Source organism: Haloarcula salina, from assembly GCF_010119195.1.
GTDB lineage: Archaea > Halobacteriota > Halobacteria > Halobacteriales > Haloarculaceae > Haloarcula > Haloarcula salina.
On record NZ_WRXL01000008.1, the window covers coordinates 131,615 to 143,899 of the forward strand.

Annotated in this window: 10 protein-coding genes; 9 read left to right on the forward strand and 1 reads right to left on the reverse strand. The window is 51.6% G+C overall.

Annotated features, from left to right (window positions below; translation table 11 throughout):
• Nucleotides 1-297 precede the first annotated feature (297 nt).
• The 4 genes from GM656_RS18095 (at nt 298) to GM656_RS18110 (ending at nt 5,319) form a co-directional block, all read left to right on the forward strand.
• Nucleotides 298-981, forward strand: coding sequence for a nucleotidyltransferase domain-containing protein (locus tag GM656_RS18095; protein ID WP_162415108.1), 684 nt, complete (start codon nt 298-300; stop codon nt 979-981).
• Nucleotides 974-1,462, forward strand: a complete 489-nt coding sequence (locus GM656_RS18100; RefSeq protein ID WP_162415109.1) for a hypothetical protein — start codon at nt 974-976, stop codon at nt 1,460-1,462. Before GM656_RS18095 ends, GM656_RS18100 begins: the two co-directional genes overlap by 8 nt.
• A 1,341-nt stretch (nt 1,463-2,803) precedes the next feature.
• Entirely contained in the window at nt 2,804-4,144 is a 1,341-nt protein-coding gene (locus tag GM656_RS18105) for a glycerate kinase type-2 family protein (RefSeq protein WP_162415110.1), read from the forward strand.
• A 416-nt stretch (nt 4,145-4,560) separates the two neighbouring features.
• On the forward strand, nt 4,561-5,319 hold the full coding sequence (locus GM656_RS18110; RefSeq protein WP_206673735.1) for an IclR family transcriptional regulator: 759 nt from the start codon (nt 4,561-4,563) through the stop codon (nt 5,317-5,319).
• 796 nt (nt 5,320-6,115) lie between these two features.
• Here the strand turns inward: GM656_RS18110 and GM656_RS18115 are convergent.
• Nucleotides 6,116-7,261, reverse strand: coding sequence for a TAXI family TRAP transporter solute-binding subunit (locus tag GM656_RS18115; protein WP_162415111.1), 1,146 nt, complete (start codon nt 7,259-7,261; stop codon nt 6,116-6,118).
• Nucleotides 7,262-7,389: 128 nt separating this feature from the next.
• On the opposite strand from GM656_RS18115, the gene GM656_RS18120 reads away from it, so the two are divergent.
• The 5 genes from GM656_RS18120 to GM656_RS19640 all read left to right on the forward strand — a co-directional run.
• A complete protein-coding gene (locus tag GM656_RS18120) occupies nt 7,390-8,448 on the forward strand; it encodes an isocitrate/isopropylmalate dehydrogenase family protein (RefSeq protein WP_162415112.1) in 1,059 nt (352 codons plus the stop codon).
• 5 nt (nt 8,449-8,453) lie between these two features.
• Nucleotides 8,454-8,876, forward strand: coding sequence for a universal stress protein (locus tag GM656_RS18125; RefSeq protein ID WP_162415113.1), 423 nt, complete (start codon nt 8,454-8,456; stop codon nt 8,874-8,876).
• A gap of 194 nt (nt 8,877-9,070) precedes the next feature.
• Nucleotides 9,071-11,059, forward strand: a complete 1,989-nt coding sequence (locus GM656_RS18130) for a TRAP transporter permease (protein ID WP_206673736.1) — start codon at nt 9,071-9,073, stop codon at nt 11,057-11,059.
• A 134-nt stretch (nt 11,060-11,193) separates the two neighbouring features.
• Nucleotides 11,194-11,607, forward strand: a complete 414-nt coding sequence (locus GM656_RS18135) for a PPC domain-containing DNA-binding protein (protein WP_162415114.1) — start codon at nt 11,194-11,196, stop codon at nt 11,605-11,607.
• A gap of 592 nt (nt 11,608-12,199) precedes the next feature.
• A partial coding sequence (locus GM656_RS19640; protein ID WP_162414969.1) for a pyruvate kinase occupies nt 12,200-12,285 on the forward strand: 86 nt, incomplete at its 3' end.

The window sequence follows — 12,285 nt, forward strand, 5'->3', positions numbered from 1 at the left end:
CTGGTTTAGGCTCGAAAATACCAATAGGTCGCTGTGTGTCTGTGCGGATCCAACTACTGATGGACCGAGATGACTTTGACGAGACGGCGCCTGGTGAACTCGTTCCCACGACGACTCCGAAGAGGAGATCTCCACCGTTTCGTCCTGTCCCGGTGCCGCCTTCGGTCAGCACTGATCAACTCATTACACCACTGGCGGGTCTGTTAGTCCGGTCGGTGTACCGGTAAGTACGCAGACGGAACGCTGGCTACCAGACTTGCGCAACCTATTTTATACCTTGTTGCACATAATAGGACAGTGTCCGAGCTAACGAAACAGCGAACGACGGTCTGTATCGATGTTGGTACTGGGAGCGACGTGTTCCGCCTCAGTGCGGCCGACGAGATACTCTCCCTCCTCGTCGACGCCCACGAGACGGAGTTCTCCATTCCCGAACTCGTCAACGCGACCGGGGCCGCCCGCTCGACGGTCTGGCGGGCCGTCGACCTGCTCGATAGCCTCGGCGTCGTTCGCGTCCGCGAGACGCCACAGCGAAACTACGTCTCTATCGACCCCGAGCGTCTCCGGAAAGGCGACCCGGTACTGGCTATCGAACAGTCCGAGTTCCACGACCCGATTCGGACGTTCGTCGAGCGTGTTCAGGATGCGTTCGACGAGAGCGACGATATCGAGCAACTCGTCGGCATTGTTGTCTTCGGCAGCGTCGCTCGCGGCGAGGCCGACAGACGGAGTGACATCGACCTGTTCGTCGTCCTCGACGGTGACCGAACGAGCGCACGTCGACTGGTTACCGACGTGGTGGGTGACCTCTCAGAAGAGCGATTCGACGGCGACCGGTTCGAGTTCGAACCGTACGTCGAGTCCGTCGATAGCGCGACCCGAGCGGGATCGAAGCTTCGGGAGATATTCGAGGAGGGTATCACCGTGGTTGGAAGCGAGCGGCTTCAGTCGATTCGCAAGGCGGTGTTCACCGATGAGTAGCACGCGTATCGAACAGTTCCTCGACGACGCACAGGCCGCGTTCGACCGGCGTCCGACCGACATCGAAACGGGGCTCGACGTATCCGATGCCGCTCTGCTCCAGCTTCGGAAGGCGTGTCGATTACTCGCCGGTGCGGAAGCACTGCAGGAACAGGGTTATTACACGCTCGTCATCGAGGCATCTTTTGTCGCGATGGAGCGAACGGTCGAGTTCCGGCTTCTCGAACGCGGGACGATGGAGCCGACTGACTTACCCGGCACGCACCCGGGCGTGTATCGTGAGGCGGCTTCGGCTGGTATCTTCGACGCATCTGTGGCCGACGACCTCGCCGACCTGTGGCGTGACCACCGAGCGAAGACGTACTATCAGGATGGACTCGCGGCGGCGGAGCGTGCCGAGACGATGTACGCCTTGGCCCAAGAGGTCCACGCCTTCGTTGTCGGCCGGTCTTCGCAGGGCCACGAGTGTCTCTGCAGATAGCGCGGTTGCTGTCCTTCGAGGTGTCTATTAATAGAAATCTGGTCTCAGCGGGGAACATTTCTTCACCGACACCGATACTTGGTACCCACTCATTGCTGAAAAGTTCGTCTATCGTCCAGTCGTAGTTGAGAATATCTAAACTACATCTCCATCAGGCCTTCTTGCTAAGCGCTAACGTTATTGGTCTAATCAAATTGTTCGGAAACCTCATTTTGACATTTCTATCGATCCACACTAGCACGGTAATCACAAAGATAGACGATATTGAAATCGGCAGTCGATAGTAATAAAAATCTATATTTCGAGACAAAAATACTTAATAAATAACTAAATAGATCCATATATTCTATTTTAAATCTAATATAGTTTCTATGGCCATCTTTGGATGGGAATTCGAATGATAAAGCATAGGATAACTGAGTTTGAAATTTATCGGGAGAAACGAATTTGGTTCGGGTTGCTGACGGTTATTCCTACTGTTGGCCTTCCGGCGTTCCGAGCGAACATTGCTGAGCGCTTTGATCGTGATCCCGAGGAAGTCGTTCTTATTTCCGGAATTCGGGAGGCGGACTCCCGCACGTGCATGGAGGCTTCTCCGTGACGGAGATAGCAGCATTGTCCCTCTATCCGTCCAATCAGTCATTTGCAAGCGTGTATGCTGCTATCGGCGACGTAACCGGAATCCGAACCGAATCTCCGGAATGGGAACTCTCCGTTGATGGTGTCCCAGAACGGATGCGTCCGGATACTCAGTTAGTTGTCCTCACGAATCCGAGTAACCCGACAGAGTAAGTATCTCTGGCCGGAGACGATACAAGCGTTGTACAACCCTATTGAGGAGAACGACGCATACCTGTTCGTGGCCAATGTATATCGAATGTTGCCCGGCGCGCCTCACGTTCTAGCAGCACACTTGGGCCACGAGCGATTTTGACCGCAGGCGTCTCGAAGTGTCTGGCCTCGCGGGCGCACGTCTCGATTGGAGTGTCGCGGACAGCGAACTCGGGGACACGGTACGGAAATGGAAGGACCATGCGACGATTTCACTGCTGCTGCTCGGTCAACACATCATTTAGCAGATATTCGGTGATCAAGAAGTCGACCTTCATGAGGCAAACCGACCTCACGTGGAAGGCGAATCGTGATTGCGTTGACAAGTTCGTGGGCCACTACGATCTCAACTGATTTGAGCCGACGGGCTTTTTCGGCGTCGTCACGGGTAAATTGATAATTGCGTTCAACTACTGACGTCCCTCAAGTTCAATTCGGAACGTAATTTGAGGAAGAAAATATAACAACTCTACAACAACCTTTTTATATCTTGAGGGTGAGCCACTACTGATGTTTGAGAATAGAGAAGCCCTTGCAGAGAGTCCCGAACATAGACTCGCTCTTGAGTGCTTGAGTGCCGGTATCACTTCCGCTCACCCGAAGTCAGTCATTGAGAGGACGGTCACACTGGATGGGGAAATACTCATAATCGATGGAACAGAATACAATATTAAGCACTACGACCGGGTTTTCGTTCTTGGGGGAGGAAACGCGGCTGGTCAAGTAGCGGCCACGCTTGAAGATACTCTGGGAACTCGGATCGATGATGGTGTTGTGGTCACCGACGATCCAGTCCCGTTATCGACGGTAGATTGTATCGAAGGGAGTCATCCAATTCCTAATGAAAATGCAGTAGACGGGACCAGACAAATATTGGAATTAGCAGCAACCGCATCTGAAGACGACCTCATTTTAGCTGTCGTCACTGGGGGTGGAAGCGCACTGCTACCTGCACCTACCGGGTCGCTTGAACTTTCTGATCTACAGGAGATAACTGAAAAATTACTCCGGGCTGGCGCTACGATATTGGAAATCAATACGGTCCGAAAACATCTCTCTGAAATTAAAGGCGGAAACCTTGCAGATGTCGCTTCACCAGCTGACGTTGCCGGTCTGATTTTTAGCGATGTAACTGGGAACGATCTTAGCGCCGTTGCCAGCGGCCCCATCTCGCCTGACAATACAACATACGACGACGCCCTAAATGTGCTTGATCGGTATGATATCGAGAGCACCGCAGCTGTTCGCGACCACTTGCTACGCGGGAGTAACGACGAGACTCAGGAGACTCCTGATGAGAATAGCAACACGTTTGTGGGTGTGAGTCAACATGTCTTGGCAGACAATTTTACAGCGCTCTCAGCAGCAAGTGACGTCGCTCAAAAAGCTGGGTATGAGCCTGTGATTCTTTCGTCACACATTCGCGGCGAGGCTAGCGAGGTGGCGAAAGCCCACGTCGGAATCGCAGAGGAAATCGTCGCTACTGGAAACCCAGCCAATCCACCTGCTGTGTTGATTTCCGGCGGCGAAACGACTGTGACTGTCGAAGGTGACGGCAACGGTGGCCCAAATCAAGAGTTTGCGTTAAGTGCGGCACTTGAACTGGATCTTCCCGCAACTGTTGTCGGGTGTGTTGATACAGATGGCATTGATGGTAATGTAGATGCTGCTGGTGCACTTATTGATCTTGACACGATTGACGACAGAGTTTCTGCTCAACGCGCGTTACACACCAACGATGTTTATTCTACCCTCGATACTACTCAGACACTCCTTCGGACAGGTCCGACTGGAACCAACGTAAACGATCTTCGGATCATCGTCGTTGGCAATCAACAGGAAAATTTGTGAAGCTGACAGTTTGGGGTAATCTGTAGTGCTACTTTTGAAACGGTGACGCCGGAATCCAGTGGCATGACGGTTGTATTGCATCAATCCTCAATAGTCGCAAAATTATAGTAACATTGTGAGGTCTACTAAGTACGACCTCAGAATAGCTATCTCTGTGAAACTGGCTCAGCCAACACGTATATAAAGTACTAAATAATAGAACGGGTACGATCTCTGGAGATAGTGAACAAATAAAATTAATTTTAATGATTCACTATGTGTACATACATTTCGAAACCAATATAATTGGAGATCTTAGTAGTCGCTACAGCAATTACTGTTATTTTGTAACACAGAGAAACTCTGTTGTGACAAGACATAGCAACCCATGTCCCACGATACGAAACTTTATAAATATGCCAAAATAAATGAGAGCTATGAGTGAAAGAGTACCAATGAACTCAACAAAGAAACTCTTCAGAATCGTTGAAGAATTACGAGAGAGGAACGGCGCAAGAGTCTCTGAATTGGCAACGTCACTCGACCTACCAAAAAGCACGATTCATCGGCACCTCAAGACCCTTGAAAAACTGGAATACGCAATGAAGGCTGGCGATATTTACCATGTTGGCTCTCAGTTCCTTTACGTTGGGACCGCTGTACACAATCGTGAGAGTGCATACGCCCATATTGAGCCACGAATCAAAGAACTCGCCTCCGAGACGGAAGAACGTGTGCAGTTTATGATTGAGGAGCATGGATATATGATCTATGTCCATCGTGAAACCGGAGCTCACGCGGTTCAAACCAATACACAACTTGGAAAACAAATGCCGATTCATGCTACTTCGGGGGGTAAGGCGATCCTTGCTGAGATGACGGATGAGGAAGTGTCAGATATTATTGAGCGGCGTGGGCTGCCAAAAATCACGGAAAACACCATCACCGATGAGGGGGAATTCTTTGATGAACTTCAGGAAATCCGAGAGAATGGTGTTAGCTATAACGATCAGGAGTACATTGACGGGCTGCGCTCTGTATCTGTTCCGGTAGTTAAGCCGAGTGGTCGCCCTCTGGGAGCAATTGGGATTTCTGGCCCCCTGAATCGGTTCAAGGATGATATTTATCGACAAGAACTACCGGACAAACTTTTAGGAGTTGTAAACGAGGTCGAACTGAATATGAAGTACTCCTGAGTCGGATACAGAGGACGATTTGTTCAGAGCTGAATTACCACGTATGACGAGTAAGCGATCTAAGAATAACAGTAGTACATCTGATATACTGGGTTGACGTCGACATCGTCGTTTCCATCCCACTATGTAGTATTTTAAATAGGTAGTTACAGCGCGTGCCTGCCGCTTGAACGCCTCTTTACCAAGAGTCAGCGCGCTATCGGCGCATCGGTCTTACTGGCGTTCATATGGATCCATTGATAGATTCGTCCTCACCACGAGTAATTGCCTTTCGCTAGTAGATCTCATCACCTCCGCGAGACCATGCGCTCGCGTTCCTAACAGAGGTACAACTGTTATGATACCCCCGGATGTGTACGATTATGCTGTCTGGTGTGGTGGAGATTTAGATGGCAGGCATTCCACAATGTGGACTATTATATGTATATGTCGGCTCAGGCCGATCTATACTATCTCACCTCAGCTAAGCGATTTGCTCCGTCACTCGGATTTACACTGCGTAGCCGCTGATATTGTGGGGAATCCATGCTACCTACACAGCTTCACCAACGCCCGTCACGGAGTTTTTGAGAGTGTGCCATTCGAGCCTTACACGTACCTGATTGTGTGAGGAAAGGAAAGTCCCGAGAGATAGCCTGTGATCAGCAGTATGCGGCTATCAGTTCGATCCGCTGGAATCGTCGCAGTCGACTGGATCAATATCAGATAGTTGCTTCCTATACTACGCCCAGCGAATGGCGTTTGACTACGTTGGAGTCGCGAAAACAGTTCGAATAAGAAAACCCGACGTACCGTACTATTCTGACCCGCCAGCCGTCCAAGAGTCGTCCCAGACTCCTTTGTCTTTGTAGAACTCTGCAAATCCTTGGTGAACCGGATGCTCTGGGATAATTGCTGAGGTCATATTCTCTGCATCTGAGTGGTCCGCGTACGTCTGGTCAGCATCTTGAATTGTGTCTGTGTGTTCGTGACTGACGCGAGCCAGTTCGCGTGCTGCCTCTGCAGGAACGTCCGGTGAAATCAGACACTGCAGGTCGAGGTTCCAGCTCACTATCGAATCGGTGACTTTCGTCACTTCCTGATTCCACCCATAGGGTTCGATTTCTGCGTAGCGCGCACCGGGAACATCTTTGATCGCTTGGGCGAAGTTATCTCCCACTTCTGCGAGATAAACATCATTCCTTGCATCTATTTGTTTAGCCCAGCCAGTCAGTTCGACACCGTTCGATCCGTAGACGGCCGCAGCATCCACACGCCCCTCTTCGATTGCTCCTGGAATGTCGCTCGTGTTGACGTTGATGATATCAACGTCTTCCCACATTCCAGCGGTGCGCATCACCTCTTCTGTGAGAAGTCGCGTCCCAAACCCGGGTTGGATTGGGTAGACTGTCTTCCCAGCAAAGTCGTCGGTGGACTCGATACCCGACCCCTCTCGGGCTACCCAGAAGATATCGAGGCCGTTGAATCGGAACGTCTGGTGTCCGATATTTTCGACGGGCTGCTCATTGAAGCGGTCATTCCCCGCTATCGCTTTACTGATCGTGTTGTTGTCTGTCGCTACCGCAGGGAGACTCCCTTGGTCGTATTGGTACATGTTGGCGACGTTCCCCTGCGTCTGCTGTACAGTCATGCTCAGCGTGTCACTGTGCTGATTGAGAGCCCGTGCGAGTGCTTGCATGGAATTGAATGCGGTACTCCCTTGAGACGAGCCCCCCATCTGGAGTTGGTAGGACTCACCGCTTGAACCGTCGGTTGAACTACTACTGGAGCCATCACTGGAACCGTCACTGGATCCGTCACCGGAACTACCATCAGATCCACCGCTTGAGCCATCACTCGAACCACCGTTACCCAGACAACCGGTAATGGCGATGGTACCGATGCCTGCCGTTCCTTTGAGTACATTACGCCTGGTCTGCCTACTGCTGTCGCCGTTGGACATGCGATAATGCGGTACATACACCTAAGTGATAAACCTTACCATTCTTAATTGATTTTGATGGATGTATCACTCTGTTGTCACAGATACAACCCTAATGCTTTTATAATGGTATCTCATTATCGGTATCTATGTCGTATGACATAGCGGTAATTCCAGGTGACGGTATCGGGAACGAAGTCGTGGATGCCACAGAATCGCTAATGGTTGATCTCGCGGCCGACTATGGAGTCGATATTCAGACAACGGAGTTCGATTGGGGAAGTGAACGCTATCTCGAAGAGGGGGCACTCATGCCTGAGGATGGTCTCGGCACGCTGGAGGACTTCGACTCGATTCTGCTCGGTGCTGTTGGCCATCCTGAGGTTCCAGACCACGTCACGCTGCGCAACCTTCGCCTGCCAATTACGAAAGGATTCAATCAGCATATCTGCAAGCGACCGTCCTACCTCTTTGAGGGTGTCGAAAGTCCGCTTCGAGGATACTCTGGAGGAGACATTGATCTAGTCGTCTATCGCCAGAACACAGAAGGCGAGTACGCCGATGTCGGTGGACGTGAACACCAGGGTTTTCAGAATGAAGTCGCAGTCCAGTCTGCAGTCTACACTCGCGAGGGCACGGAAGCAATCGTGCGGGCCGCTTTCGAAGCCGCGACAGAACGTAGCGGAAAGCTCACAAACATCACGAAATCGAATGCCCAGGCGTACGGTATGGTCTTCTGGGATGAGGTCGTCGAAGAGATCGGTGAAGAGTACCCAGATGTAACGGTAGAGCGCTTGCTCGTCGACGCGGGAAGCATGGACTTCGTCCGGCGTCCCGACGAGTTCGATGTCGTCGTCGCATCGAACCTCTTCGGTGACATCCTCACCGACATTGGTGGGATCATCTCCGGCAGTCTTGGAATCGCTCCGTCGACGAACATCAACCCCAGCGGAGAGTACCCGTCGATGTTCGAACCAGTCCACGGGAGCGCGTTCGACATCATGGGTGAAGGCATCGCAAATCCGGTCGGTATGTTGTTATCTATGTCGCTGATGTTCGAACATCTTGAGGAGGAAGACATCGCAGAAGCTCTCTGGAACGGTGTCGGCGACCAATTGGCTGACCCTGAGGCCCCTCGAACTCCCGATATCGGTGGGAATGCGACTACGCTCGACGTTGCAGGGGACTTGGAAAGCCGCCTACTCTGACACCGATGTACCGAGTAGTACTCGCTATCGACGGAGTGGAGGACCGGACGAGACGGGCGGTTTCGGCAGTTGCCGACCTGCCGGAAGCGAATGCAGAGGTAGCTGTGACTATCTTGAACGTTTTTGAGGAGTTCGATGCAATCGACGATAGCGGTGGTCGAGTAAAGTCGTCAGACCTGTTCGAAAACTACGAAACGCCCTCGAGTGTCGAGCTGGCTCAGGATCTTCTGGACCAACACGATATTGAGTGGACGTTTAAAAGAGAACACGGCGACCCGGCGGAGATCATTCTGAATACCGCTTCGGATGTCGACGCTGACGCCATTGTCATGGCACCGGGGAGCAGATCCCCGGTAGGCAAAGTTCTGTTCGGAAGTGTTACTCAGGGTGTTCTACTTGATGCCGACCAGCCGGTGATCGTCGCCTAATCTGATTTCGATATCAATCTCTCAGTACCGGTCGAACCATTCATCACACAATCCTCAAACTGGGACGCTCGCTTTCGTTTTTTGTTTTTGCTTCGCTCGACGGGATTCGACGACGTATTCTTCGGGAGACGCGATGTTCTGACGGACCGTACCACAACTATTATGTAGGTCTACAGCTACACTGTGATTGAACCATGGCATCATCAAGTACCTCACGAATAGGGTCATTAAATTTACAAAAGCGAATAGGAAGTACATTAACTCTCTCTGCACTGGTGCTTTGGGCATTGGTTATCTTTTACGCCTATACCCTGGCGATGCCGAGAGCACAGTACGGCGTCTTGTTCATCGCTGGCGCAATTGGTGTCTATATTCTCAATGAACTGGAGGATGTTGTTGCAGAGGGAGAGTATCTCGACGCGACACTGCTCATAATCTCACTAGTAGTCACTGCCGTGGTCACAGCCTACGTAAACCTCAATTTTAGGGCACTGAACATCGACCGGGTCGGATACGCCTTTACCCACGAGTACGTGTTGGCAGGTGCGTTCGTTGCGGTCATAATTTATCTTTCGTGGAGGTCCTTCGGGCTGACATTCCTCAGTATTCTCATCGGGTCGCTATTGTACGGTTACTTCGGTGATCTGATCCCTGGAATCCTGGGACACAGTGGGCTGAGTACCACTCGCCTCCTACTCCTTCTAGTACTCGATATAACCGGAGTTTACGGATTCCTGACTCAACTGGTTGCGGCGTGGATTGCTCTCTTCTTGCTCTATGCAGGGCTACTAGAGGGGTACGGTGCGTTCGACCTGATCTTCCGGGGAGCAGTCCGGACGTCCAAGTATATCGATTCGGGTGTTGCTCAAACAGCTGTCGTGGCGAGTGCTGTCATCGGTTCCATCAACGGTTCGCAAACAGCAAACGCCGGTATGACGGGTTCCTTTACTATCCCAATGATGAAGGAGAACGGAATCAAGCCGTCGACAGCTGGTGGTATTGAGGCCGTTGCATCTACCACTGGTCAAGTGCTTCCGCCGGTGATGGGCGCTGGGGCATTTATTATGGCATCGCTTCTCGGAATAAGTTACATTACTGTCATTACTGCAGGATTGATTCCCGCTACGATAATGATGGTTTGTATCGTCATTGCAGTCCACTATATTGCGAGCTCTCAACTGGACGCAATCGACGTCGATGCGGTTCTGGACGAATTGGACGACCGCTCCCGGCGAGACACGCTTGTCGACACGGCGAAGTTCCTTGTTCCGTTCTTTGTGCTGATTTACACGCTCGGAATTATTCAATTGACAGTGATGACATCGGCACTCTATACTGTTATCACGATGCTGATTACGGGAGTTACCTTCCCCGTTGCCCAGGCCGCATTCGAATCTCGGTCGGTCACTGCTGCGGCCAAAGAGACGCTCTCCGAGACGATCGCTGGCTTCCGACGAGGAGCCATTATTACAGCACCAATCGCGATCATTCTCGCTGCGATTAACGGTGTTGTCGACATTCTGATGACCACGGGTGTCCCAGGGATTCTCACCCTGTCGATGATGGAAATCTCCGGCGGGATCATGCTCGTTGCAGTGTTGATTTCCATGGTAATTTGCATTTTGCTCGGGCTAGGGATGCCGACCACTGCGGCGTACACTGTCGTGGCATTACTCGTAGCGCCGACTCTGGTGAGTCGCTTCGCCGTGCCTGAACTGGGCGCGCACTTCTTTGTGTTCTACGGTGCAATACTTTCCGGTCTCACGCCACCGATTGCGACATGCGCAGCTGTCGCTGCTGGCATCGCCAACGCAGACTTCGTAGACACGTGCTACGAAGCAATCAAAATCGCTGCCCCGCTGTTCGTATTACCGTTCTCGTTCGTGTACCACCCTGTGATCGTCTCCGGATCCCTCGGTCCGGCAGCACTGTTCACCGGTTCGCTCATCCTGCTTGGTGGGATCAGCATCATCCACGGTATTAACTACCGATTCGAGTCTAGTAGGTGGAAACAGTTCGTTATCGGATCAGTGTTCTTTGTCGTTGGCGTCGCTACGATGGCCTATCCCAGTACGTCTGTGCAGTATGCTGGTGCAGGCATCATCATCGCCCTGTTCGTCGCCCAGCAACTCCTGACCGGCGGCCTTTCGCTCGGTGACTCGGTGAAAAGCCAGGCGAAATAAGCGGGTTAGCTCCTGTCTTTCGCGTTCATCTACGTCCCACCATTGAGGTGGAGTGTCGTATCGACTGACGCCGCTCGGTTCCAAACAAGAGAACCATAGAAGTTATTTTCCGGCACTCTCAGTATCCAATAGCAATGGAGTACACTCGTGAATCTGACCGTGTCGTCGTCCGTCTCGACCCTCAAGACGAAGTAATCGAATCACTTCGATCACTTCGCAACGAGCTACAGATAGACGGTGGCTTCATGTTCGGAATCGGCGCGGTTGATCGTGCAATACTCGGCCACTACGATGTCGATGAGCAATCGTATTCGGAGGAGACGTTCACTGGGCAGTTCGAGGTCACCAGTTTCAGCGGCAACATAGGTCCCGACAAGATCCACGCACACATCGAACTGGGTACGGAGTCATACGATACCCTTGGTGGCCACTGTTCGGAGGCGCGTGTTTCTGGTACGTTTGAAATCGTCGTATTTACCGGTGAAACCACTCTTACTCATGAACTTGACTCACGGACTGGACTGGATGTTTTCGCCCTAGATAATTGAATAATTGATCGCTCTTTAATCCTGTCTGTCGAGCGTGAGGAAGAAAATCCCCTACTCAAGTTTTCACAGCGAAAAGCCGCCATTGCCTTTTTGACAGTATTTCCCCGTGATGAGGGTCGCGCTACGTACAGAGTGTTGGACTTTCGAAATCGTGAGATTATGATGAGCAGTTTGGTGTATTTGTAGCAATTCACTGATTGTTATCGTCATGCGGTACTGTCGGTTAGTCCCCTCCCTCACTATTGTCCACACATCGTTTGCATGGCTGATAGTGACCTTTGATAGCCACCAGCGGCTTTTCAATTGAATAGTTCATAACATCGATAGCGCGGCAGTCCTCGCTTTGATGATACGTCCGATTATAGCTTGATCCCGATACTAGTACCGTTTCCTGCTGGTCTTGCGACTGAGTGCTAGATTCCTTGTCGTTCGACATCAAGGAGGGATATGCTCCCTTTGTAATCAAATTTATCGATTTCTGAGCCTTCGACGGACAGTCCGGATACAGTGGCTTCTTATTCCCTTCGCCCAGAATACTACACCATGGTTGACTACCACGCTCCTGAAGTGATAGAACGATCAGGTGATCGGGATGCGTAGTGCGAAGATCGTCTGCACGCTCGGGCCCGCGTCGGACTCGATCGACGACATCGCGTCGCTGGCCAAAGCGGGGATGTC

Coding starts and splice junctions, on each gene's coding strand:
- GM656_RS18100 (WP_162415109.1), top strand. CDS start 974: ATGAGTAGCACGCGTATCGAACAGTTCCTCGACGACGCACAGGCCGCG.
- GM656_RS18105 (WP_162415110.1), top strand. CDS start 2,804: ATGTTTGAGAATAGAGAAGCCCTTGCAGAGAGTCCCGAACATAGACTC.
- GM656_RS18110 (WP_206673735.1), top strand. CDS start 4,561: ATGAGTGAAAGAGTACCAATGAACTCAACAAAGAAACTCTTCAGAATC.
- GM656_RS18115 (WP_162415111.1), bottom strand. CDS start 7,261: ATGTCCAACGGCGACAGCAGTAGGCAGACCAGGCGTAATGTACTCAAA.
- GM656_RS18120 (WP_162415112.1), top strand. CDS start 7,390: ATGTCGTATGACATAGCGGTAATTCCAGGTGACGGTATCGGGAACGAA.
- GM656_RS18125 (WP_162415113.1), top strand. CDS start 8,454: ATGTACCGAGTAGTACTCGCTATCGACGGAGTGGAGGACCGGACGAGA.
- GM656_RS18130 (WP_206673736.1), top strand. CDS start 9,071: ATGGCATCATCAAGTACCTCACGAATAGGGTCATTAAATTTACAAAAG.
- GM656_RS18135 (WP_162415114.1), top strand. CDS start 11,194: ATGGAGTACACTCGTGAATCTGACCGTGTCGTCGTCCGTCTCGACCCT.